The sequence below is a fragment of the Cupriavidus sp. H19C3 genome (genome assembly GCF_049393815.1).
Taxonomy (GTDB): domain Bacteria; phylum Pseudomonadota; class Gammaproteobacteria; order Burkholderiales; family Burkholderiaceae; genus Cupriavidus.
Genome location: NZ_CP184985.1, coordinates 3,789,153 through 3,811,507, shown reverse-complemented (window position 1 = coordinate 3,811,507; position 22,355 = coordinate 3,789,153). Strand labels below are relative to the sequence as shown.

Genomic DNA, 22,355 nt, shown 5'->3' with positions numbered 1-22,355 from the left:
GGGGAAGAAGGAGAAATTCGTGGGAGACGAACGGCTCTCGCCTGTCGGCCGACCGTGACGGTCAGCCTGAGGTTCCGTTGGGCCGGGTGGCCAGGGCATCGTCGCCGCCCGATGCCGGAGCACCGCCGCGTGACGCGTTCTGGGACATCGACGCCTCGGCGCCGGCCTTGGGTTTCGGCTGGTAACCATACCAGCGCGGGTAAAACTGTCGAACCACCTCGCCCTCGAAGTGAAGCGCGTGGCATCCATGCAGCTGGTACGGGGGTTCGGGGTGGGTATCTTCGGCGCCGCCGGCGGCACCGGTATCGCGGGTCTTGAACACGTCGCCGGCAAAAGCCTGGATCGCCGTGGTGGGCAGCACCGCCGCCAGTTCGGTCAGATGGGTGCAGCCGGCCACGCCGCCGAGCCGTTCGCGTACGGCCTTGCGGAAGCCTCGCATCAGGTTCAGGCCGACGAGCTTGCGGTAGGCCGGCCCGATCGTGTCGCAATAGCCGGGATATGGCACCCAGTCGGAGCAGGCCTCGGCATCCACCACGTTCATGCGCAGGTCGATCGTCACGCGCAGCCACAGGTCGTGCAGCGGCTGCCCCTCGGGCCGGACGCCGCCGGCCGCGAGCGGAATGTCGCGCGGCTTGGTATCGGTCAGGCGCGCCTCGATATCCCACAGGCCGTCCTCACGCAGGTACGCCTCGGCCGTAATGGCTCGGCGGTGACGCAGTGCGCGGTTGACGGGCTGGGAGAGCGGCATGAGGAAACCAGGCTGGAAAAGCGGGGATCAGAAGCAGAAACCAGACGATCGGGTATCAAACCGGTTGCAACCACTGGCCGCCATGACCAGTGGCAAGAATCAGGGGCGAACCGGAGGCGAACATGGTCCGGGGTGGTGGCGACTTGAAGCCGCGCGGCCGCCGTGGGACCGAAAAACCCGAAGAGTTTAACATGCCGCGCCCCCTTGGCCGGGAACAACCTGCCGCCGCCACTGTCGGCGCGCGATTGTTGCAGCCTGGTCGACCGCAAACCCTTGCCACACAACGGTTTTCGGACAACAAGCGGAAACGGCGCTGCAGTGCGGAATGTGCGGCAAGCGGGCAAATACACCTGATGTGCTCGCAGGTATACAACACGGCCATGCGGGCTGGCGGGCAGGGCGAGGTCAGTCAGTCGCCGCTATCCCCGTCGCCCTGCTCCATCGCGGGGTCCTCCTCCGCACCACGGATCACCTTGCCGATGACCGCGCGGGAAAAGCCCCGCGCCATCATGAAGCGGATCTGCCTGGCGCGTGCCTCGGCGGAATCCGGCGCTTCGCCAAAGCGCTTGCGCCACACTTCGCGCGCGCGCTCGAACTCGGTCGCACGCAACTGATCCTGCAGTTCGCGGATCTGCTCGTGGCCAAGTTGGTGGGTCTTTGCTTCCTGCAGCACGCGCGCGGTGCCGTAGCGGCTGGCGCGGCGATGGACGAGGCTGTCGACGAATCGGGCATTGGATAGCCAGTTCTCGCGCTCGAGGGCATCGAGCAGGGTGTCGACTTCTTCGGGAGATTCGGCATGAGGCGCGAGCTTGCGCGCCAGTTCGGCGCGGCTATGCTCACGCCGCGAGAGATATCCGATGGCGCGCGCCTTGAGCGAAAGCGGGGGGCGAAGCGCCATCGGAACGTCAGCGGTACTTCAACAGTACGCAGGCCAGGTCAGTCGTCGACTTCCGCGGTCGCGGCTGCCTTCGCGCTGGCATTCAGCGGCGCCACGCCCAGCGCCACGCGGACCTTGTTTTCGATTTCGTTGGCGATATCGGGATTCTCACGCAGGTATTCGCGCGCGTTGTCCTTGCCCTGGCCAATCTTTTCGCCGTTGTAGCTATACCAGGCACCCGACTTTTCGACGATCTTGGCATCCACGCCGAGGTCGATGATCTCGCCCTGGCGGGAAATCCCCTGGCCATAGAGGATGTCGAAGAACGCTTCGCGGAACGGCGGCGACACCTTGTTCTTGACTACCTTGACCTTGGTCTCGTTACCAATCACGTCGTCGCCCTTCTTGATCGAGCCGATCCGGCGAATGTCCAGGCGCACCGAGGCGTAGAACTTCAGCGCGTTACCGCCGGTCGTGGTTTCGGGCGAGCCGAACATGACGCCGATCTTCATGCGGATCTGGTTGATGAAGATCACGAGGCAGTTGGTGCGCTTGATGGTGCCGGTCAGCTTGCGCAGCGCCTGGCTCATCAGGCGGGCCTGCAGGCCCGGCAGCGAGTCGCCCATTTCGCCTTCGATTTCCGCCTTGGGCACCAGCGCCGCCACGGAGTCGATCACGATCAGGTCGATCGAGCCCGATCGCACCAGCGCGTCGGCGATCTCCAGCGCCTGTTCGCCAGTGTCCGGCTGCGAGATCAGCAGGTCGTTCACGCTCACGCCAAGCTTGCCGGCGTAGCTGACGTCCAGCGCGTGCTCGGCGTCGATAAACGCGCAGGTGCCGCCCAGCTTCTGCATCTCGGCCACCACCTGCAGCGTCAGGGTGGTCTTGCCCGACGATTCCGGACCGTAGATCTCGACCACGCGGCCACGCGGCAGGCCGCCCACGCCCAGCGCGACGTCCAGACCCAGCGAGCCGGTGGACACCACCTGGATATCCTGTTCGACGTCGCCGTCCCCGAGTCGCATGATCGAGCCCTTGCCGAACTGCTTCTCGATCTGGGAAAGCGCGGCGGCAAGCGCCTTCTGCTTCTCCGCGCTCACGCCGGCGCCGGCCTTCTTGTCGTCCATGGTCGTCCTTCAGTCAATGGTGTATAAATAGGCCGCATGCGGCGCGGCGCCGGTTTTCGCGGGATTTTCGGGGCAGCAAGAACGTTTTCGGACGTTCTTCCAATGGACTTCCAATGGGCTTCCAATGGGCTTCCAATGGTCTCCCATCGGTTTTCCAACGCTTTTTCCTCAAACCCCCGCTCCGGTGCCAGACCCGGCCCACCTGCGTAGCCACCTTCCCCAGGCGGCCCGCTCGGAATGTCGGGTACTGTATAAAAAAACAGTATGCTTGGCAAGCCCCACCGGTGCCCCGCCCGGTCGGCGCAGCCGGCAACAGGGTGGAGACAACCATGCGGATTCTGATCGCCGAAGATGACGACGTGCTGGCCGACGGCCTGACACGCTCGCTACGCCAGTCCGGCTATGCCGTCGACCACGTCACTAATGGCGTGGAGGCGGATTCCGCGCTTTCCACCCAGAATTTCGACCTGCTGATCCTGGACCTCGGCCTGCCCCGCATGACCGGGCTCGAGGTGCTCAAGCGGCTGCGCGCGCGCGGCGCCATGCTGCCCGTGCTGATCCTGACGGCAGCCGACAGCGTCGACGAGCGCGTCAAGGGCCTCGACCTTGGTGCCGACGACTATATGGCCAAGCCGTTCGCGCTGTCGGAGCTCGAAGCGCGTGTGCGCGCGCTGGTAAGGCGCGGCGCCGGCGGCGGTGCCACGCTCATGCGCCATGGCCCGCTGGCGTTCGACCAGGTCGGCCGCATCGCCTATCTCAACGAACAGATGCTCGATCTCTCCGCGCGCGAGATCGGCCTGCTCGAGATCCTGCTCACCCGCAGCGGCCGGCTGGTCTCCAAGGAACAGCTGGTGGACCACCTGTGCGAATGGGGCGAGGAAGTCAGCAACAATGCCATCGAGGTGTACGTCCACCGCCTGCGCAAGAAGATCGAGGTGGGCGGCATCCGCATCGCCACGGTGCGCGGGCTCGGTTACTGCCTCGAGAAATTCCAGCCGGCCATGGCCGCGCACGACTGACCCACGAAAGAGAGCACGGGATGAGCCTGCTGCGGCTGCCCTGGCGGCGCCTGTCCCGTCCCTCGCCTTCGGCCACGCGCGGCGATGCCGCCGCAGCGGGTACGCCCGGCACGGGGGAACCCACGCCGGCCGGCACGCCGCCGGCCGAGCCCGCCGTCACCGACGAAGCGCTGGCCGACGCGCTGCCCCACCTCGAGGAAAGCGCCGCTCATCCGGCGCCACGCTCGCTGTTCGGCGAAATCCTCGACTGGATGCTCGCCCCGCTGCTGCTGCTCTGGCCGATGAGCATCGCCGTCACCTACCTGGTGGCCAAGTCGATCGCCAACGGCCCGTTCGACCGCTCGCTCGAGGCCAGCGCGATCGTGCTGTCGCAGCAGGTACGCGAGGTCAACGGCCGCGTCACGCTGCAGTTGCCGCTCTCCGCGCGCGAGATCCTGCGCGCCGACGAGACCGACAACATCTACTACCAGGTGGTCGGCAAGCGCGGCGAGTATGTGGCCGGCGATCACGACCTGCCGCTGCCGCCCGAGGACGACCAGGCCCATGCCGGCCTGGTGTCGCTACGCGACGACCGCGTCGGCGCCAACGACGTGCGGGTGGCCTATACCTACGTCGAGCTCAAGAACGCGGGCGGCACGCAGCCGGTGCTGGTGCAGGTAGCCGAGACCCTCGACAAGCGCGCGCGCCTTGCCAATGAAATCATCAAGGGCGTGATCCTGCCGCAGTTCGTCATCCTGCCCCTCGCGGTGGTGCTGGTGTGGTTCGGCCTCACGCGCGGGCTGGCCCCGCTCACGGCGATCCAGCAACGTATCCGCGCGCGCAATCCGGGCGATACCAGCCCCATCGACGAGCGTGCCGCGCCGCAGGAGATCACGCCGCTGGTGGCCTCGTTCAACGACCTGCTCGCGCGCCTCGACCAGTCGGTGCAGACCCAGAAGCGCTTTATCGCCGATGCCGCGCACCAGATGAAGACGCCGCTCGCGGGCCTGCGCATGCAGGCCGAGCTCGCGCAGCGCGAGCAGTCGCCCGAGGAACTGCGGCGCTCGCTCGCGCAGATCGCGGGCAGCTCCGAACGCACCGCGCACCTCGTCACGCAATTGCTCTCGCTGGCGCGCATGGAGAACCTGGCCGGCGTGGGCGGCATGGCGCCGCTCGACCTCGCCGGGCTCGCGCGCGAGGTGGTCAAGGACTGGTTGCCGCAGGCGTGGGCGCGCCGCATCGACCTTGGCCTGGAGGCCGACGAGCACCCGGTCATGATCACCGGCAATCGCCTCATGCTGACCGAGATGCTCAACAACCTGCTCGATAACGCCATCCGCTATACGCCGTCCGGCGGCAATGCGACCGTGCGCGTGAGCGTGGATGCGTTCGAACCGTTTGTCTATCTCGATGTGGAAGACACCGGTCCGGGCATTCCCGTCGCCGAACGCGAACGCGTGATGGAGCGCTTCTACCGCGTGCTCGGCACCAATACCGAAGGCAGCGGCCTGGGCCTCGCGATCGTGCGCGAGATCGTGCAGCAGCATGGCGGCGAGGTCAGCATCGGCGACCATGTGTGGCAGACCGAGCCGCGCCGCGTCGGCACGCGCTTCCGCATCACGCTGCGCCGGCCCCTCGAAGGGATCTCCGCATGAAGCGCCCCTTCAAACGAGCGTTCGCGCCAGCCACCGCGGCCGAACGCCGCGCATGGCACCACAACCTGCGCTATATCGCCGCGCTGCTGGTGGTCTGGTTCGTGGTGACATTCGTGGTGAGCTGGTATGCGCGCGAGCTGCGCTTCGACTTCTTCGGCTGGCCCTTCTCGTTCTGGGTGGGCGCACAGGGCGCGCTGATCGTCTACGTGCTGATGGCCGCGCTCTACGCCTGGCACATGAACCGCGTCCATGTGCCAGGCCCCCAGGACGATGCCACCGACTCCCATCCGGTGGAACCTGACGCCGCCGTGTCGCATGCGCCCTCGCGCAGCGCGACGCAACGGCCCACCGATGCTGCATAGCAAGACGCACCCACTGCCGCGCCAATGCTGGGTTCGTGCGCCACGCAACCCGGCACCGCAACATCGGCCAGGCGTGTGCCCGGCCGCGCACGGCTAGCGTATACCCCGACCACCCCTGTCAGAACGCAGTAAGTTTCGCCTCCCACAATCGTCTGCAACTTCGGTGCACAGGTCCGCACGTGCGCGCAGTGTTTCGCCGTGTGGGTTGGGCCGGAGATCCCAACGTAGAGGAGACGACAACATGGCTAACGCGCAGAACGTGACGATGCCGGGGGGCACCGCACACAACGCGCCGATGACGCGCGAGGAGAAAAAGGTCATTCTGGCCTCCTCGCTCGGCACGGTGTTCGAGTGGTACGACTTTTACCTGTACGGTTCGCTGGCGGCCGTCATCGCCAAGCAGTTCTTCGCGGGCCTCGACCCCACCTCCGCGTTCATCTTCGCGCTGCTCGCGTTTGCCGCCGGCTTTATCGTGCGGCCGTTCGGCGCGCTGGTGTTCGGCCGCCTGGGCGACATGATCGGCCGCAAGTACACCTTCCTGGTGACCATCCTGATCATGGGTTTCTCCACTTTCATCGTGGGCCTGCTGCCTGGCTACGCGACGATCGGCTGGGCTGCCCCGATCATCCTGATCGCCTTGCGCATGCTGCAGGGCCTTGCGCTCGGCGGCGAGTACGGCGGTGCCGCCACCTACGTGGCCGAGCACGCGCCGCACGGCAAGCGCGGCGCCTACACGGCGTGGATCCAGACTACCGCGACCATGGGCCTGTTCCTGTCGCTGATCGTGATCCTGCTGTGCCGCGAGCTGACCGGTCCGAACTTCGATAGCTGGGGCTGGCGCATTCCGTTCCTGCTGTCGATCCTGCTGCTGGGCATGTCGGTCTATATCCGGCTGTCGATGAGCGAATCGCCGGCGTTCCAGCGCATGAAGGCCGAAGGCAAGACCTCCAAGGCACCGCTGACCGAGTCGTTCGGCCAGTGGCGCAATCTGAAGATCGTGATCCTGGCACTGATCGGCCTGACCGCCGGCCAGGCCGTGGTCTGGTACTCGGGCCAGTTCTACTCGCTGTTCTTCCTCACGCAAGTGCTGAAGGTCGACGCGAAGACCGCCAACCTGCTGATCGCCGGTGCCCTGGTGATCGGTACGCCGTTCTTTATCTTCTTCGGCTCGCTGTCGGACAAGATCGGCCGCAAGTGGATCATCATGCTGGGCTGCGCGCTGGCCGTGCTGACCTACTTCCCGATCTTCAAGGGCCTGACGCACTACGCCAACCCGGCGCTCGAGCGCGCCCAGCAGACCGCGCAGATCGTGGTCACCGCCGACCCCAAGACCTGCTCGTTCCAGGGCAGCCCGATCGCCCGCGAGGTCGATTTCCGCAGCTCGTGCGATATCGTCAAGCGTACGCTGGCGCAGGCATCGGCAAGCTATGAGGTGGTCCAGGCGCCGGCCGGCACCGTGGCGTCGGTGAAGATCGGCGACAAGGAGATCAAGGCATTCGACGCCGGTGTCGTGGGTGGCCACAGCTTCGACGACGCGAGCAAGAAGCAGATCGCCGCGTTCAAGAAGGACGTGGCCGACTCGATGGCCGCGGCTGGCTATCCGACCAAGGCCGATCCGGCGCAGATGAACACCATCATGGTGCTCGTGCTGCTGGTGATCCTGGTGATCTACGTGACGATGGTGTACGGTCCGATCGCGGCGATGCTGGTGGAAATGTTCCCGACCCGCATCCGCTACACGTCGATGTCCCTGCCCTACCACATCGGTAACGGCTGGTTCGGTGGCCTGCTGCCGACCATCTCGTTCGCCCTCGTGGCGCAGAACGGCAACATCTACTACGGCCTCTGGTACCCGATCATCATCGCCGCCATGACCTTCGTGATCGGCGCGCTGTTCATCCGCGAAACCAAGGACGTCGATATCTACGCGCACGACTGATGCCGTAGCCCGCCCGCCCGCGGCGGCTCCCCCCACCAACAGGGAGCCGCCCGCCGGCAGGTGCGGCGCACCACAACAAAGGTGTTGACAGCGTCAAAGTCGTAGGTATAATCACGGTCTTCGTTGGCGAATTAGCTCAGTCGGTTAGAGCGACGGAATCATAATCCGCAGGTCCGGGGTTCGAGTCCCTGATTCGCCACCACGATTCAAAAAGCCGCATCCCGCAAGGGATTGCGGCTTTTTTCTTTGCCTTGTTGTCGTGGCCTTACTGTCGTGGCCATATTGTCGTGGCCTTACTGTCGTGGCCTTGTTTTCTTGATTGGCCTGCCTGGCGCGGGCCCGCGCTGCCGGGCCCGCGCGAAACCAACCGGGCCTCGCGCGCGCCATGCATCAGGGCCTCGGCTCACCCTCCCCTCTTATCCCATCAAATGATGCCGGCGCGCGAACTCCGCGAGTTCGATCAGCGATGACAGCTTGAGCTTGGTCATGATGCTGGTCTTGTGCGAGCTCACGGTCTTGTTGCTGATGCGCAGGGTCTCGGCGATCGACTTGTTCGACTGTCCCGTGGCGAGAAAACGCAGTACCGTCATTTCACGCCGGCTCAGGCCGGCGGTCGGGCTGCCGGGCCCATCGGCGATGCGGCGCAGCGTATCGAGCGACCCCACCGGAAACACCGCATAGCCGGACAACACCACGCGCAGTACCTCGGCGAGTTCATGGAGCCCTGAATCCTTTGCCACATAGCCATGCGCGCCCGCGCGCAACGCGCGGATCGGCGCGCCGGTCAGCGCGGACAACACCACCAGGCGGGCCGACGGGCACAGATTGCCCACCGCCTCGATCACCGTGTCGCCCGGCAGCGCGGGCAGGTCGAGGTCCACGATGACGAGGTCGGGCTGGACCTCCTTCATGGCCTGGATCGCCTCGGCGGCGCAGGTGGCCTCGCGGACTTCGAAGCCGAGGTCTTGCGTCAGATGCGCGGCAACGGCAAGGCGGACGGCGGGATGATCATCGACGATCAGTGCAACGGACATGGCATTCGCTCCTTCATGGACGGGACTGCGGCGAGAATAGGCGCGCCCGTGCCCGGCGAATTGTCGAAAAGGCCGAATCTGGTTGTCGAAATTTCCGACAATTGATGCAGAAATTTCCGCACCCGGCCTGCCACCCCGCCCTGCCGCGTGCGCGCTAGCCGCGCGTGCCCGCGCTCGGGGTGCCCGCGGGCAGGAAGCAGGGCGCCACCCCGGCCTGCACGGCCTCGTGCCCGTCCTGCCGATACACGCGGTAGACGTCGCGCGCCACGTTGTGCGGATGCCGCGCGGCCTCGTCGAGGGTCAGCACCGGGGCAAAGCACACATCGGTGCCTTCGAGCAGCGCCTGCCAATGCGCGAGCGGCTGGGTCGCGATCAAGGCGGCGATACGCGCCTTGAGCGCCGGCCACTGCGTACGGTCGTACTGCGCCGACGGAGCGACGTCGGCAAGCCCCAGTCGTTCGAGCAGGACGCGGTAGAACGGCGGTTCGAGCGCGCAGAGCGTGATCGCGCGGCCGTCGGCACAACGGTAGACATCGTAGAACGGCGAATCGTGGAACGCGCTCGCCTGCGGGCCATCGACGCTGCCGGCGGCGCGCGCCACCTGCAGCAGCCCACCCAGCATGGCGACGATATCGGTGATGGCGGCATCGACCACGCAGCCCTGGCCGGTGGCGCGCGCATGCACGATGGCGCTGGCGATGCCGAAGCCGAGGCCGAGCGCGCCGGTGGCGTCGCCCAGGACCATCGGCGGCGTACGCGGCAGTGCGCCTGCTGGCGCGGCGCTGTGCAGCAACCCGGTCAGCGCGATGTAGTTGAGATCGTGTCCGGCGCTGTGCGCGAGCGGGCCGTGCTGGCCCCAGCCGGTCATGCGGCCATAGACCAGGCGTGGATTGCGCGCGTGGCATTCGGCCGGGCCCAGGCGCAGCCGCTCCATGGCGCCGGGCCGCAGCCCCTCGATCAGCGCATCGGCGTCGGCCACGAGGTCGAGCGCTGCGGCATGGCCCGCCTCCGATTTGAGATCGAGCGCCATGACATGTTTGTCATGATCGAGCGCAACCTCCGGCGGCATGTCACCATCGAGCAGCAGGCGCCGCGCCTCGGGGGCAACCGGGCGCGTCACCAGCGTGACTGTCGCACCCAGGCCGGCCAGCATCGCCCCGCACAACGGACCAGGACCAATCCCTTCGAACTCGACGATGCGGACGCCTTGCAATGGAAGAATGCCGCGCTGGTGCATGTGCTGTCTCCTGGTGATCTAAATAGGCCTATCGATATGGGCCTATGATAGCCGGGCGTAACGATTGCATCGCAACCACGCATCCCGTCGAGGGTTGCGCATCGTCGATGTCGAGGCGATGCCGCCCTGGATGTCCCTTGACCCACGCTTCGAGGAGGTTCCCAGTCATGACCCCTATCGTGCTCGCCACCGACGGCTCCCCGTTCAGCGATGCCGCCGCGCATTTCCTGACGCGCGGCGATCTGCTGCAGCCGGGCTTTACGGTCCACGTGGTCCATGTCACCCCGGACGTCACGGGACAGGTCCGTGCCTTCGTCAGCAAGGACGCGGTTGCGTCGTGGCACCAGGAGGAGAGCGACAAGGCCATGCGGTCGGTCTGCGACATTCTGGCAGCCGCCGGCATTCCCTTCGAACGCCATGCGCTGCATGGCTTTGCGCCGGAGAAGATCCTGTCCCACGCCAGATCCGTCGGCGCGGGCGCGATCGTCATGGGCACCCACGGCCGCGGCACGTTCTTCGATGCGGTGCTGGGCTCGGTGGCCGGGCGCGTGGTGGCGCAGGCCCAGTGCCCGGTCATCATGGTGAAGGCGGAAAAGACGCGAGGCTGACCGCTTTCCCGCGCGGCCCGATCCCGCTTACCCCCAGAGCGGGGGTTCGTCCATCAAGGCGATCTGTTCGCGCAGCTCCAGGATGCGGTCCTGCCAGTAGCGCGCCGTGCCGAACCACGGAAACGCCGCGGGAAAGGCAGGATCGCGCCAGCGGCTGGCCAGCCAGGCGCTGTAATGGAGCAGACGCAGCGTGCGCAGCGCTTCCACGAGCCACAGTTCGCGCGGCTCGAAGGCGGCAAAATCCTCGTAGCCCGCGACGATATCGGCGAGCTGGTCCTGCATGGCGGCGCGATCGCCTTCCAGCAACATCCACAGGTCCTGCACGGCCGGGCCCATGCGGCTGTCGTCAAAGTCAACGAAGTGCGGCCCCGGCTCGCCACGGCCGCGCGCATCGTCAGCGTCGATCCACAGCACGTTGCCGCGATGGCAATCGCCGTGCAGGCGCAGCAGGCGGATATCGCCGGCGCGTTCGTAGCAGCGGCGCACGCCGTCGAGCGCAAGGTCGACCGCGGCGCGCCACGGCGCGAGCAGGTCGGCCGGCACGCAGTCGTGCGCGAGCAGCCAGTCGCGCGACGCCACGCCAAAGGTATCGATATCGAGGGTGGGACGCGCCTGATACGGACGCGTGGCGCCCACCGCGTGAATCCGGCCAATAAAGCGGCCCAGCCAGACGCGCGTCTCGGCGAGGTCGAGCGCCGGCTCGCGGCCGCCGCAGCGCGGAAACACCGCAAAGCGAAAGCCATCGTGCACGTGCAGCGTGCCGCCACCCGCGGCCGCGTCATCGCCGCTGGCAAGCGCCGGCACCGCCGGGATTTCCGCGTCCGCGAGCTCGCGCACAAAGGCGTGCTCTTCGAGAATCGCCGCATCGATCCAACGCCCCGGCCGGTAGAACTTGGCGACGACGGGCGCGGCGTCCTCGATGCCGACCTGCCACACACGGTTCTCGTAGCTGTTCAATGCCAGCAGCCGCCCGTCGGGACGGAAACCGGCCGACTCGAGGGCATCGAGAATGCGCTCGGGCGTCAGGCCGGCATACGGCACGTCGCTGTCGGTGCCCTGGTCGGGATGCCGGTCGGCGGTCGGATCGAGCGGCGCGGACATGGGCTCAGGGCTTGCGGCTGCCGCCCAGCAGCGCCGCCTGCGGTGCAGGCTTGCGGGCAGGGCGGGCGGCGCCGGCGGGCTGCGGCGCACCGCCATTGTCGGCCGGACGGCGCGGCTGCGCCGGTCGGGCGCGTGCTTGTGGCTGCGGCTGGCCGGACTTCGGTGCCTGGGCCGGCCTGGCGACGGGCTTGGCGGCCGGCGCGGCGGGCGCTTTGGCGCGCGCGCCGTCGCGCTGCTGACCGGGCTGGCCCGGCTGCCCCTGCCCACGCTGGCCGCCCCGGCTGGCGCCCTGACCGCCCTGACCGCCCTGACCGCCCTGAGCGCCCTGAGCGCCCTGACTACCCTGGCCGCGCTGGCCACGAGGTTCGCCCTGCGGCGCCTGGCGCCGCTGCTCGCTCGCGGCGGCACCACCCGGACGGCCACGGCCCTGGCCCTGGCCGCCGCCGCGCTGCTGGCGGCTCTTCTGGATCGGCTCGGGCGCGATGGTCGGATCCACCTCGAAGCCCGGCAGCACGGTCTGCTCGATCTGACGCTTGATCAGTCGTTCGATATCGCGCAGCAAGCCATGTTCGTCCACGCACACCAGCGAGATCGCTTCGCCTTCTGCGCCCGCGCGTCCGGTCCGGCCAATCCGGTGCACATAGTCTTCCGGCACGTTCGGCAGGTCGAAGTTCACGACGTGGGGCAGCTGGTCGATATCGATGCCGCGCGCGGCGATATCCGTCGCCACCAGCAGCCGCAGCGTGCCGGCCTTGAATTCCGACAGCGCGCGCATGCGCGCCGACTGGCTCTTGTTGCCGTGGATCGCAAGCGCGGACAGGCCGTCGCGCGTCAGCTGCTCGGCCAGCCGGTTGGCGCCGTGCTTGGTGCGCGTGAACACCAGCACCTGGTGCCAGTCGTGGGTGCGCACCAGATGCGCGAGCAGTTCGCGCTTGCGCTCGCGGTCCACCGGATACACGCGCTGCGCCACGGTCTCGGCGGTGGTGTTGCGACGCGCGACCTCGATCGACGCCGGGTTGTTCAGCAGGCGGTCGGCCAGCGCGCGGATATCGTCCGAGAACGTGGCCGAGAACAGCAGGTTCTGGCGCTTGGCCGGCAGGATGTTGAGGATCTTGCGGATGTCATGGATAAAGCCCATGTCCAGCATCCGGTCCGCCTCGTCGAGCACCAGCAGTTCCACCTGCGAGAGATCGATCGTGCGCTGCGAGACGTGGTCAAGCAGGCGGCCAGGCGTGGCCACGACGATATCCACGCCGCGCTTGAGCGCTTCGATCTGCGGATTGATGCCGACGCCGCCGAACATCACCATCGAGCGGAGCCGCAAATACTTGCCATAGTTGCGCACGCTCTCCTCGACCTGCGCCGCGAGTTCGCGCGTGGGCGTGAGCACGAGCGCGCGCACCGGTGCGCGCTGGCCGCGCGGCACGGGATTGCGTTCGATGGATTCGGTCAGCAGTTGCAGCATGGGCAGCGTGAAACCGGCGGTCTTGCCGGTCCCGGTCTGCGCGCCGGCGAGCAGGTCGCCGCCTTTGAGAATGGCAGGAATGGCCTGCGCCTGAATCGGGGTCGGCGTGGTGTAGCCCTGTTCGGCCACGGCACGCACAAGCTTGTCGGACAAGCCAAGTTCGGAAAAAGACATGAATGGACGCTTCGGCCGCCCGCCGCGCATAGGGTGCGCCAATCGTGGAGCGGCAACAATGGGATAACCGGTATGGCACGGGCGATGCACCATGCAGCCCGCGCTCCGGCGGGACAGGTCGATTGCCCCCGTCTCCGGAACAGGAAAGGCCCGTAGTGTACCAGTCCGCCGCGAAACGCTTTGTCCTTCTCGTGCTTTACCCCTGTCGTGCGCCATGCCTTTCATTTCGCTTGCCACGCGTGACGGCCGCATGCCGTGGGGACGCCCATGGCGGATTTCGCGGCGGGGTGGCCCGGGAGTATCATGGGCGCTCACCGCCCCGTGCCCGATCATCATGCGGCTCCGATTTCTCGAAGACCAGGAAGTAACACTGTTTGCCGCGATTCCCGTCGGCATCCTCGCGGCCATCGCCACCACGCTGTTCAAAGCCGCGCTGGAAGGCGCCGGCCTCGCGCTCTATCGCACCGATGCCGATATCGTACTGGTCTTTGCGGGGCTGGCGCTGGCCTGGCGCGTGGTGATTCCCGCCGTGGGCGGGATGATCGCCGGTGCGCTGCTGATGCTGGCCGAACGGCTGCAGGCCGCGCAGACGGGCCCCACCGACTACATGGAGGCGGTCGCGAGCGGCACCGGCCGGCTGCCGGTGCGCATCACGCTGCTGCGCTCGCTGTCGTCGTTCTGTTCGATCGTCTCGGGCAGCTCGGTCGGCAAGGAGGGCGCGATGATCCAGCTGGCCGCGCTGTGCGGCTCGCTGTTTCCATCGGCCCGCACGCCGCGCGCCGAGCCGCCCGTCGGACGCGACGCCGACGACACCAACATGCGCCGCATGCTGACTGCCTGTGGGGCCGCGGCCGGCCTGGCCACGGTCTATCACACGCCGCTGTCCGCGGCGGTGTTCGTCGCGGAAGTCGTGTTCGGCGCGCTGGCCGTGCAGCGGCTGATGCCGCTGTTCCTCGCCTCCGTCGCCGGCGCCATGGTCAGCCAGTGGCACGGCGGCCTTCAGCCCCTGTACCCGGGCCTTCATATCGAACCGGATATCCGGCCACAGCTGATGCTGGCCGCGGTGGCGCTCGGTCTGGTGGCCGGCGTCGCCGGCGCCCTGTTCCAGCACGCGGCACGGGTCGCGCGCACGAGCTTCGGCCGCCTGCGCGGCGGCCCGCCGGCCCGGTTGGCGCTCGGCGGCCTGCTGGTCGGCCTGCTTGCCATGGCGGTACCGGAGGTGGTCGGCAACGGCTATTTCACCATCCAGACCATCCTGCAGGGACATCCGCTCTCGGTTCCCATCGCCGGCGTGCTGCTGGCCAAGCTCGCGGCCACCGTCATCAGCATGGGCTCGGGCGCGGTGGGTGGTGTCTTCACGCCTTCGCTGTTCGTGGGCGCGGCGCTGGGCCAAGTGCTGGCGCTGCTCATGCCGGGCGGCGACTGGGCGCCGATGCTACCGCTGGTTGGCATGAGCGCTTTCCTCGCCGCCACCAGCCATGCGCCGCTGATGTCGGTGCTGATGGTGTTTGAAATGACGCTCGCCCCGGCGCTGCTGCTGCCATCGATGATCGGCGCCGTGGCGGCCTATTACACGGCTTCGCGCTGCCAGACCCTGTCGCTCTACAGTGTGGTGACCGAACGCGCGCAGGCCAGCGCCGCGGTGGAACGTGCGCGCACACTCCAGCTCGCCGGCCTGTGCGACCCCACCGACACCGTGATCGGCCCCGACGCCAGCGTGGCGCAGGCCGCCGACAAGTTCGCCGAGACCGGCACGCGCTACTTGTATCTCGTCTCCACGGCCGGTGCGCTGCTGGGCGCGATTTCGATCCACGCGATCCAGCGCGCCGAGCGCGAGCAGCCCGGCGCCAGCCTGCTGGCGCTGGCCGACCGCGAGTTCCCGTCGCTGACGCCGGATTCGCGCCTGCGCGACGCGCTGGCGCTGTTCTCGCACCACGGCATCAACCGGATTCCGCTGATCCGCGATACCGACAGCCGCGAGCTGCTCGGTACCGTGTCCAAGCAGCGCGTGCTGCAGGAAGCGGCCTGCCTGTTCTGATGGCACGTGTTCACCGCGCACGTGTTCTGATTGCGCCACAGCACCCGAGTGAAATGCCCTTGCCGGCGGCCGAACGGGTAAAATCCGCGGTTACCCTTGTTTCCCGCTGACTCGTGCCGGAGCGCTCAATGCCCGCTGGATTCCGTACCGCTGGATTCCGTACCGCTGGATTCCGTACCGCTGGATTCAGTACCGCTGCAGTGCGTGCCGCTGCAGTAATGTGCCGCCCTCGGTTGGGCCCTCGGTTGGGCCATCGGCTGATGGCAACGCTCGTGGCCATGATCGTCGCACCGGCCGCGCTGGCCCAGCAGATGACCATCCAGCCGGATACACCGACCTTTGTCGATGGCAACGCCGGCGCACCGATCCTGCGTGTGATTCCGCCGGATGCGCTGCAGGCACGCCTGGTGATGGCGGCGCCCGCCGCCAACGGTCCGCAGACGGCCAGGCTGGGCAGCAATACGGTCGGCCTCGCACCGGGCGTGCGGGTGTTTTCGCCGGACATGCAGCTGCTCAATCCGCAGGCCATCGCCGGCAAGAAGCTCGAGGTGCGTTACCGCCTCGACCTCTACGGCCAGTTGCTGACCGCGTGGATCATGACCGAGGCCGAGTACAAGGCGTGGAAGTCCGCGCACTGAGCACGCAGGACACTGAGCACGCAGGAACAAGGCAGGACCGCGACGAGCCCGTCGCGGACAATTTCAGGCAGTAACCCGTTTTACCGCGGGTGCCCCCAGATAAACCACTGAGACCGGCACCATGAAGAAAGTTTTCGTCAAGACCTACGGCTGCCAGATGAACGAGTACGACTCGGACAAGATGGTGGACGTACTCAATGCCAGCCAGGGCCTCGAGCCCACCGACAACGTCGAGGACGCCGACGTCATCCTGTTCAACACGTGCTCCGTGCGTGAGAAAGCGCAGGAGAAGGTGTTCTCCGAACTCGGCCGCATGAAGGCCCTCAAGGCCGCCAGACCCGACCTCGTGATCGGCGTGGGCGGCTGCGTCGCCAGCCAGGAAGGCGCGACCATCGTGTCGCGCGCACCGTATGTGGATGTCGTGTTCGGCCCGCAGACGCTGCACCGCCTGCCGGACCTGATCGAACGCCGCCGCCAGACCGGCCTCTCGCAGGTCGACATCTCGTTCCCCGAGATCGAGAAGTTCGATCACCTGCCGCCGGCGCGCGTGGAGGGTCCCAGCGCGTTCGTCTCGATCATGGAAGGCTGCTCCAAGTACTGCAGCTACTGCGTGGTGCCGTACACGCGCGGCGAGGAAGTGTCGCGCCCGTTCGAGGACGTGCTGGCCGAAGTGGCCGGCCTTGCCGAACAGGGCGTGCGCGAGGTCACGCTGCTGGGCCAGAACGTCAACGCCTATCGCGGCGCCATGGGCGGTACCAGCGAAATCGCCGACTTTGCGCTGCTGATCGAATACGTGGCCGAGATCCCCGGCATCGAGCGCATTCGCTACACCACCAGCCATCCGAAGGAATTCACCTCGCGGCTGATCGAGCTGTACGGCCGCTGCGACAAGCTCGTCAATCATCTGCACCTGCCCGTGCAGCATGCGTCCGACCGCATCCTGATGGCGATGAAGCGCGGCTACAGCGTGCTGGAGTACAAGAGCATCATCCGCAAGCTGCGCGTGTTGCGGCCGCAGATGTCGATGTCGTCCGACTTCATCATCGGCTTTCCCGGCGAAACCGATGCGGACTTCGACAAGCTGATGGCGATGGTCGAGGAGATCGGCTACGACACCTCGTTCTCGTTCATCTTCAGCCCGCGCCCCGGTACGCCCGCGGCCAACCTGCACGACGATACGCCGCGCGAGGTCAAGCTGCGCCGCCTCCAGCATCTGCAGGCGACCATCGAGGACAACGTGCAGCGCATCAGCCGCGGCATGGTCGGCAGCGTGCAACGCATTCTGGTCGAAGGTCCGGCGCGCAAGGATCCGACCGAATTGCACGGCCGCACCGAGAACAACCGCGTGGTCAACTTCGCGCTGCCGGGCGTGCCGCAGACGCAGCGCGACCGCATGATCGGGCAGATGGTCGACGTCAATATCACCGAGGCCTTCCCGCACTCGCTGCGCGGTGAGATCGTGGTACGCCAGTCATCATGCCAATGAAGATGCCCTCCGCCGAGTTCGTCGCGCCCAGGGACGACAACACGCGCCTGCAGAACCTGTGCGGGCCGCTCGATGAAAACCTGCGCCAGATCGAGCAGGCGCTCGACGTGACCATCCAGCGCCGCGGCCATCGCATGACCGTGCGCGGCACGCTCGCGCAGGATGCCGCGCTCGCGCTCGAGCGCTTCTACAACGACGCGCGCCTGCCGCTGTCGATCGACGACGTGCAGCTCGGTCTGGTCGAGTCGCGCCAGGTGTCGGCGCATGGAGGCTACCTGCCCGAGCAGGGCGAAGCCGACGCCGCGGTGGCGCCCGACGACGAATCCCCGGTGCTGCACACGCGCCGCTCGGGCCTGCAGGGCCGTACCGCCGCGCAGCGCGAGTACCTGCGCCATATCCTCTCGCACGACCTGACGCTCGGCATCGGCCCCGCGGGAACCGGCAAGACCTATCTCGCGGTGGCGTGCGCGGTGGATGCGCTCGAGCGCGACGCCGTCAAGCGCATCGTGCTGACGCGCCCCGCGGTGGAGGCCGGCGAGCGGCTCGGCTTCCTGCCCGGCGACCTCGCGCAGAAGGTCGACCCGTACCTGCGCCCGCTCTACGACGCGCTCTACGACCTGCTCGGCTTCGACCGCACGCAGAAGATGTTCGAGCGGCAGATGATCGAGATCGCGCCGCTGGCCTACATGCGCGGCCGCACGCTCAACCACGCGTTCATCATCCTCGACGAGGCGCAGAACACCACGCCCGAGCAGATGAAGATGTTCCTTACCCGTATCGGCTTCGGTTCGAAGGCAGTGATCACCGGCGATACCACGCAGATCGACCTGCCGCGCGGACAGAAGAGCGGCCTCGTCGAGGCCCAGCACGTGCTGCGCGATGTGCGCGGCGTGTCGTTCACGCGCTTCTCGAGCATCGACGTCGTGCGCCATCCGCTGGTGGCACGCATTGTCGACGCCTACGACGAGTACCACGCCCAACATAAAGACGCCTGATGTCGAATTCCAAGTCCCGCCCGGCTCCCAGCCTGACCCTGTTCGATGCCGACGGCCGCGCGCGCAAGACCAGCGCGCACGCGCTGCGCGTGCAGCTGCCCGATGGACGCAGCCTCACCATCGACCTGTCACAGGCCGACGATGGCGTGGTCGCGCTCCTGGCCGAGCATACCGACCCCGCGCAGCAGGCTGGCCTGCTGATGCGCCCGGACAACCACGACGCGCTGTCGGTCGCCATCACGGCCACGCCGCTCACCACCACCACCGGCACGCCGGCCACGCCGCGCGCGCTGGAGCTCGATATCCAGTTTGGCGACGGCATTCGCAAGGGCGACGGGCTGCCGCGCCGCAAGCAGGTGGAGACCTGGGTCAAGTCGGCCCTGTACGCCGATGCCGCGCTGACCGTGCGTTTTGTCGGCGAGGACGAAGGCCGCGCGCTGAACCGCAGCTATCGCGGCAAGGACTATGCGACCAACGTGCTGACCTTCGCCTATGCCGAGCACGAGGACGACCCCGTGGCCGGCGATATCGTGCTGTGCTGCCCGGTGGTGGAGAAGGAAGCGCGCGAACAGCGCAAGCCGCTGCTCGCCCACTATGCGCATCTGATCGTGCACGGCGTGCTCCATGCCCAGGGCTACGAGCACGAGGACGAGGCGGAGGCCGAGGAAATGGAAGCGATCGAGACCGAGACGCTGCAGGCGCTGGGCTTCGACGATCCCTATCGCGCCTGAGGGGTGCGGGGCACGGTGATCCGCGCGCGCCGCACCCGCGCGGTGCAGCGAGAGGCGCTTAGTGCACCCGGTCCCGCGCTGTCACGGGGCCGCAAGGCTTTTAGTGTATGCTTCAGACGATCTCCACCACGCGCTCGCCGCGACATGAACGACCCTTATCCCAGTTCGAAACCTGCCAGCCACAGGCAGGCGGATCGCCCCAGATCCCTGCTCGAACGTCTTTCGGATTTCATCTCTCCTGAGCCGGACACCCGCGCCGAACTGCTCGAAGTGTTGCAGGACGCGCATGCGCGCAACCTGATCGATGCCGATTCGCTCTCGATGATCGAGGGCGTGTTCCAGGTATCCGAGCTCACCGCGCGCGACATCATGGTGCCGCGTGCCCAGATGGATATGGTCAACATCGCCGACGCGCCGGAGACCTTCATTCCCTACATGCAGCAGACCGCGCACTCGCGCTTTCCGGTCTACGAAGGCAGCCGTGACAACATCATCGGCATCCTCCTGGCCAAGGACCTGCTGCGGTACTACACCGACGACACCTTCGACCTGCGCGAAACGCTGCGCCCGGCCGTGTTCATTCCGGAGTCGAAGCGGCTCAATATCCTGCTGCGCGAATTCCGCATCAACCGCAATCACATCGCGATCGTGGTCGACGAATACGGCGGTGTGGCGGGCCTCCTGACCATCGAGGACGTGCTGGAGCAGATCGTCGGCGACATCGAGGACGAGTTCGACCTCGACGAGGACCAGGACAAGATCCTGGCGACCGCCGACGGCGCCTGGCGCGTGCACGGGCTGACCGAGATCGAGCAATTCAACGAAGCGTTCGGCACCGGTTTTTCCGATCACGACGTGGATACCGTCGGCGGCCTGCTGATCAATCACCTCGGCCATGTGCCGCATCGCGGCGAAGTCATCACGCTGCCGCCGATCCGCTTCGAAGTGCTGCGCGCCGACGCCCGCCAGGTGCACCTGCTGCTGGTGCGCCGTGAAACCGCCCCCGAGGCGCTGGCCGTGGCCGACGCATGAAGCGGGTTGCCGCCAGCGCGGTGGACGCGCGCCGCGCCGACGGCCATCTCGGTTCCTCGCCCGATACTTCGCGCCAGTCGTCCATGACGACCGGGCGCGGCGCCGGCATGCTCCGCTCCCGCGGACGCCTGCTGCTCGCCGCGATCCTCGGTGTGGCGCATACCCAGTCATTCGCCCCGCATGACTGGTGGTGGCTGCAGCTGCTGTCGCTCGCCGGGCTGGTGGCGTTGCTGGCCGACGCCCCCCGGCCGCGCGTGGCGGCGGCCACCGCCTATGCGTTCGGCATGGGCTGGTTCCTGTCGGGCATCTGGTGGCTCTATATCAGCATGCACGTGTATGGCGAGATGCCGGCCTGGATGGCGGCGCCCGCGGTGGTGCTGTTCTCGATGTACCTGTCGATCTGGCCCGCGCTGGCCGGGTATGGCTGGCACTGGCTGTGCCGGCATGCGGCGCGCGGCGCCATGGGCGTCATGGCGGCAGTCGTGTTCGGCGCCGCCTGGGGCCTGTCCGAGTGGTTGCGCGGCGTGGTGCTGACCGGCTTTCCGTGGCTCGGCAGCGGCTATCCGCATACCGACGGTCCGCTCGCCGGCTTTGCACCGCTGTTCGGCGTCTATGGCATTGCCGTGCTGGCCGGCACGATCGCCGCCTTGCTGGTGGTGGCGGTGCGGGCGGGCTTTCTGCCACAGCGTCGGCGCCTGGGCGCGGCGCTTGCCGTTGGCGCCGGCATCCTGGTGGCCGGGGCGCTGCTGCGCCCCGTAAAGTGGACCGAGCCGGCGGGTCGGCCCATCTCGGTGCGGCTGCTGCAGGGCAACGTCGCACAGGACGTGAAGTTCGAGCCGGTCGGCATCCAGCGCTCGCTGGAACTCTACCGCGACCTGATCACCGCGCAGCCGGCCGACCTCGTGGTCACGCCCGAGACCGGCTTCCCGGTGATTTTGCAGGATCTGCCGGTCGATATCGCACGCGATGTGCGGCGCTACATGGAGCACACCGGCAGCACCATCCTGTTCGGTGCGGTGGGCGCGAACTCGCCGATCGATTTCACCAACAGCGCATTCGCGATCGGGCCAGAGCAGCCGGAGCTGTACCGCTACAACAAGCATCACCTGGTGCCGTTCGGCGAATTCATTCCGTTCGGCTTCCACTGGTTCGTGAACATGATGAAGATGCCGCTCGGCGATTTCCGGCGCGGCGGCCTCGACCAGCAGGCGGTGCCCGTGCGCGGCGTCCGCGTGGCGCCCAATATCTGCTACGAGGATCTGTTCGGCGAGGAAATCGCGCACACGCTGCGGCACCAGGCGCAGCCGGCCAACATGATGGCCAACATGACCAACCTCGCGTGGTTTGGCGACACCATCGCGCTGGACCAGCACCTGCAGATTTCGCGCATGCGCGCGCTGGAAATGCGCCGGCCGATGCTGCGCGCGACCAATACCGGCATGACGGCGGTGGTCACGCCCGATGGCGCAAGCCAGCGTCTGCCGACCTTCGAGGTCGGCACGCTGGCGGCAAGCGTACAGGGCATGCAGGGGTTCACACCGTTTATCCGCTGGGGCAACGTGCCGATGCTGGCGGCGAGCCTGGCGGTGCTGGCGCTGGGACTGCTGGGAGCGCTGGCCGCGCGCAAGCGCCGTGCATGACGGTTCATGACGGTGCATCAGGGGCACGCGCGGACCTGCAGGTGCGACCGGGTGGGCGTCTGAAAGGCGTCTGAAGGGCGAACCAGCGGTCCGAAGATCCTTAGCGGATCAGCGCCACGGCGACGACGGCGGCCATCACGGCGATGGCGGCGATATAAGGCTTGCGAGACAGCAAAGTCATGATGGACCCCTTCCTTCCAAAGGCTGTTGTGACCCGGCCCTGAGGGCACGGGGGATATGCGCAAGGTAATGTTCCTGTCTGGCAGTGCCTGTTCGCGTCCGGCGGTGCCGGTGCGGATCTGGTGCAACGCCGCGTGCGATGACACGCCACGACAGCACCGAGCAAGAACCATGCACAGCCGCAAGCAAACCTGGGAGGACGAGGTATGGCCGGTGCCCTACCACGGCCCTACGCCGGCCTACGCCGGCCTACGCCGCCCTGCCCGCTGTCATGCCCGGTGCCCCTGGTG

The 22,355-nt window shown here is 67.3% G+C and carries 19 protein-coding genes and 1 tRNA gene; 13 read left to right on the top strand and 7 right to left on the bottom strand.

Annotated elements, in window-relative coordinates; genetic code table 11:
• Window positions 1-61 precede the first annotated feature (61 nt).
• The 3 genes from DFLDMN_RS17640 to recA all read right to left on the bottom strand — a co-directional run bounded on the left by DFLDMN_RS17640 (window position 62) and on the right by recA (window position 2,752).
• A complete protein-coding gene (locus tag DFLDMN_RS17640; RefSeq protein WP_423196157.1) occupies window positions 62-748 on the bottom strand; it encodes a DUF2889 domain-containing protein in 687 nt (228 codons plus the stop codon).
• A gap of 409 nt (window positions 749-1,157) precedes the next feature.
• Entirely contained in the window at window positions 1,158-1,646 is a 489-nt protein-coding gene (gene recX, locus DFLDMN_RS17635) for a recombination regulator RecX (protein WP_423196156.1), read from the bottom strand.
• 38 nt (window positions 1,647-1,684) lie between these two features.
• On the bottom strand, window positions 1,685-2,752 hold the full coding sequence (recA, locus tag DFLDMN_RS17630; RefSeq protein WP_423196155.1) for a recombinase RecA: 1,068 nt from the start codon (window positions 2,750-2,752) through the stop codon (window positions 1,685-1,687).
• Between the two features lie 329 nt (window positions 2,753-3,081).
• Here recA and DFLDMN_RS17625 point away from each other — a divergent pair, with 329 nt between their 5' ends.
• From DFLDMN_RS17625 to DFLDMN_RS17605, 5 genes are all read left to right on the top strand, one after another.
• Entirely contained in the window at window positions 3,082-3,771 is a 690-nt protein-coding gene (locus tag DFLDMN_RS17625) for a response regulator (protein WP_423196154.1), read from the top strand.
• A 20-nt stretch (window positions 3,772-3,791) separates the two neighbouring features.
• Window positions 3,792-5,405 (top strand): sensor histidine kinase N-terminal domain-containing protein, encoded by a 1,614-nt coding sequence (locus DFLDMN_RS17620; RefSeq protein WP_423196153.1) that lies wholly within the window; start codon window positions 3,792-3,794, stop codon window positions 5,403-5,405.
• Window positions 5,402-5,767: a DUF4212 domain-containing protein gene (locus tag DFLDMN_RS17615; RefSeq protein WP_423196152.1), complete on the top strand. Its 366-nt coding sequence runs from the start codon at window positions 5,402-5,404 to the stop codon at window positions 5,765-5,767. Before DFLDMN_RS17620 ends, DFLDMN_RS17615 begins: the two co-directional genes overlap by 4 nt.
• A gap of 241 nt (window positions 5,768-6,008) precedes the next feature.
• Window positions 6,009-7,706 (top strand): MFS transporter, encoded by a 1,698-nt coding sequence (locus DFLDMN_RS17610; RefSeq protein ID WP_423196151.1) that lies wholly within the window; start codon window positions 6,009-6,011, stop codon window positions 7,704-7,706.
• A gap of 125 nt (window positions 7,707-7,831) precedes the next feature.
• Window positions 7,832-7,908: transfer RNA gene (locus tag DFLDMN_RS17605), tRNA-Met, on the top strand.
• Window positions 7,909-8,122: 214 nt separating this feature from the next.
• Here DFLDMN_RS17605 and DFLDMN_RS17600 read toward each other — a convergent pair.
• Window positions 8,123-8,740 (bottom strand): LuxR C-terminal-related transcriptional regulator, encoded by a 618-nt coding sequence (locus tag DFLDMN_RS17600; RefSeq protein WP_423196150.1) that lies wholly within the window; start codon window positions 8,738-8,740, stop codon window positions 8,123-8,125.
• 154 nt (window positions 8,741-8,894) lie between these two features.
• Window positions 8,895-9,977: a CaiB/BaiF CoA transferase family protein gene (locus tag DFLDMN_RS17595; protein ID WP_423196149.1), complete on the bottom strand. Its 1,083-nt coding sequence runs from the start codon at window positions 9,975-9,977 to the stop codon at window positions 8,895-8,897.
• Between the two features lie 167 nt (window positions 9,978-10,144).
• Here DFLDMN_RS17595 and DFLDMN_RS17590 point away from each other — a divergent pair, with 167 nt between their 5' ends.
• The gene (locus tag DFLDMN_RS17590) at window positions 10,145-10,585 is read left to right on the top strand and encodes a universal stress protein (RefSeq protein ID WP_423196148.1); all 441 of its coding nucleotides are present in this window, start codon (window positions 10,145-10,147) and stop codon (window positions 10,583-10,585) included.
• A gap of 27 nt (window positions 10,586-10,612) precedes the next feature.
• Here the strand turns inward: DFLDMN_RS17590 and DFLDMN_RS17585 are convergent, their stop codons facing one another.
• Both DFLDMN_RS17585 and DFLDMN_RS17580 read right to left on the bottom strand, forming a co-directional pair.
• A complete protein-coding gene (locus DFLDMN_RS17585; protein ID WP_423196147.1) occupies window positions 10,613-11,686 on the bottom strand; it encodes a serine/threonine protein kinase in 1,074 nt (357 codons plus the stop codon).
• Between the two features lie 4 nt (window positions 11,687-11,690).
• The gene (locus tag DFLDMN_RS17580; RefSeq protein ID WP_423196146.1) at window positions 11,691-13,325 is read right to left on the bottom strand and encodes a DEAD/DEAH box helicase; all 1,635 of its coding nucleotides are present in this window, start codon (window positions 13,323-13,325) and stop codon (window positions 11,691-11,693) included.
• 334 nt (window positions 13,326-13,659) lie between these two features.
• On the opposite strand from DFLDMN_RS17580, the gene DFLDMN_RS17575 reads away from it, so the two are divergent.
• From DFLDMN_RS17575 to lnt, 7 genes are all read left to right on the top strand, one after another.
• Complete coding sequence (locus DFLDMN_RS17575; protein WP_423196145.1) at window positions 13,660-15,363, top strand: ClcB-like voltage-gated chloride channel protein; 1,704 nt, start codon at window positions 13,660-13,662, stop codon at window positions 15,361-15,363.
• 260 nt (window positions 15,364-15,623) lie between these two features.
• Window positions 15,624-16,001, top strand: a complete 378-nt coding sequence (locus DFLDMN_RS17570; protein ID WP_423196144.1) for a hypothetical protein — start codon at window positions 15,624-15,626, stop codon at window positions 15,999-16,001.
• A gap of 121 nt (window positions 16,002-16,122) precedes the next feature.
• A complete protein-coding gene (gene miaB, locus DFLDMN_RS17565; RefSeq protein WP_423196143.1) occupies window positions 16,123-17,487 on the top strand; it encodes a tRNA (N6-isopentenyl adenosine(37)-C2)-methylthiotransferase MiaB in 1,365 nt (454 codons plus the stop codon).
• Entirely contained in the window at window positions 17,484-18,482 is a 999-nt protein-coding gene (locus tag DFLDMN_RS17560; protein WP_423198460.1) for a PhoH family protein, read from the top strand. Before miaB ends, DFLDMN_RS17560 begins: the two co-directional genes overlap by 4 nt.
• Entirely contained in the window at window positions 18,482-19,213 is a 732-nt protein-coding gene (ybeY, locus tag DFLDMN_RS17555) for an rRNA maturation RNase YbeY (RefSeq protein ID WP_423196142.1), read from the top strand. Before DFLDMN_RS17560 ends, ybeY begins: the two co-directional genes overlap by 1 nt.
• A 144-nt stretch (window positions 19,214-19,357) precedes the next feature.
• A complete protein-coding gene (locus DFLDMN_RS17550) occupies window positions 19,358-20,245 on the top strand; it encodes an HlyC/CorC family transporter (protein WP_423198459.1) in 888 nt (295 codons plus the stop codon).
• Window positions 20,242-21,885: an apolipoprotein N-acyltransferase gene (lnt, locus tag DFLDMN_RS17545; RefSeq protein ID WP_423196141.1), complete on the top strand. Its 1,644-nt coding sequence runs from the start codon at window positions 20,242-20,244 to the stop codon at window positions 21,883-21,885. Before DFLDMN_RS17550 ends, lnt begins: the two co-directional genes overlap by 4 nt.
• Window positions 21,886-22,355 lie beyond the last annotated feature (470 nt).

What these genes read in the sequence shown, in the direction of transcription:
- DFLDMN_RS17640 (WP_423196157.1), bottom strand. Translation starts at nt 748, where the DNA reads ATGCCGCTCTCCCAGCCCGTCAACCGCGCACTGCGTCACCGCCGAGCC.
- recX (WP_423196156.1), bottom strand. Translation starts at nt 1,646, where the DNA reads ATGGCGCTTCGCCCCCCGCTTTCGCTCAAGGCGCGCGCCATCGGATAT.
- recA (WP_423196155.1), bottom strand. Translation starts at nt 2,752, where the DNA reads ATGGACGACAAGAAGGCCGGCGCCGGCGTGAGCGCGGAGAAGCAGAAG.
- DFLDMN_RS17625 (WP_423196154.1), top strand. Translation starts at nt 3,082, where the DNA reads ATGCGGATTCTGATCGCCGAAGATGACGACGTGCTGGCCGACGGCCTG.
- DFLDMN_RS17620 (WP_423196153.1), top strand. Translation starts at nt 3,792, where the DNA reads ATGAGCCTGCTGCGGCTGCCCTGGCGGCGCCTGTCCCGTCCCTCGCCT.
- DFLDMN_RS17615 (WP_423196152.1), top strand. Translation starts at nt 5,402, where the DNA reads ATGAAGCGCCCCTTCAAACGAGCGTTCGCGCCAGCCACCGCGGCCGAA.
- DFLDMN_RS17610 (WP_423196151.1), top strand. Translation starts at nt 6,009, where the DNA reads ATGGCTAACGCGCAGAACGTGACGATGCCGGGGGGCACCGCACACAAC.
- DFLDMN_RS17600 (WP_423196150.1), bottom strand. Translation starts at nt 8,740, where the DNA reads ATGTCCGTTGCACTGATCGTCGATGATCATCCCGCCGTCCGCCTTGCC.
- DFLDMN_RS17595 (WP_423196149.1), bottom strand. Translation starts at nt 9,977, where the DNA reads ATGCACCAGCGCGGCATTCTTCCATTGCAAGGCGTCCGCATCGTCGAG.
- DFLDMN_RS17590 (WP_423196148.1), top strand. Translation starts at nt 10,145, where the DNA reads ATGACCCCTATCGTGCTCGCCACCGACGGCTCCCCGTTCAGCGATGCC.
- DFLDMN_RS17585 (WP_423196147.1), bottom strand. Translation starts at nt 11,686, where the DNA reads ATGTCCGCGCCGCTCGATCCGACCGCCGACCGGCATCCCGACCAGGGC.
- DFLDMN_RS17580 (WP_423196146.1), bottom strand. Translation starts at nt 13,325, where the DNA reads ATGTCTTTTTCCGAACTTGGCTTGTCCGACAAGCTTGTGCGTGCCGTG.
- DFLDMN_RS17575 (WP_423196145.1), top strand. Translation starts at nt 13,660, where the DNA reads ATGCGGCTCCGATTTCTCGAAGACCAGGAAGTAACACTGTTTGCCGCG.
- DFLDMN_RS17570 (WP_423196144.1), top strand. Translation starts at nt 15,624, where the DNA reads ATGGCAACGCTCGTGGCCATGATCGTCGCACCGGCCGCGCTGGCCCAG.
- miaB (WP_423196143.1), top strand. Translation starts at nt 16,123, where the DNA reads ATGAAGAAAGTTTTCGTCAAGACCTACGGCTGCCAGATGAACGAGTAC.
- DFLDMN_RS17560 (WP_423198460.1), top strand. Translation starts at nt 17,484, where the DNA reads ATGAAGATGCCCTCCGCCGAGTTCGTCGCGCCCAGGGACGACAACACG.
- ybeY (WP_423196142.1), top strand. Translation starts at nt 18,482, where the DNA reads ATGTCGAATTCCAAGTCCCGCCCGGCTCCCAGCCTGACCCTGTTCGAT.
- DFLDMN_RS17550 (WP_423198459.1), top strand. Translation starts at nt 19,358, where the DNA reads ATGAACGACCCTTATCCCAGTTCGAAACCTGCCAGCCACAGGCAGGCG.
- lnt (WP_423196141.1), top strand. Translation starts at nt 20,242, where the DNA reads ATGAAGCGGGTTGCCGCCAGCGCGGTGGACGCGCGCCGCGCCGACGGC.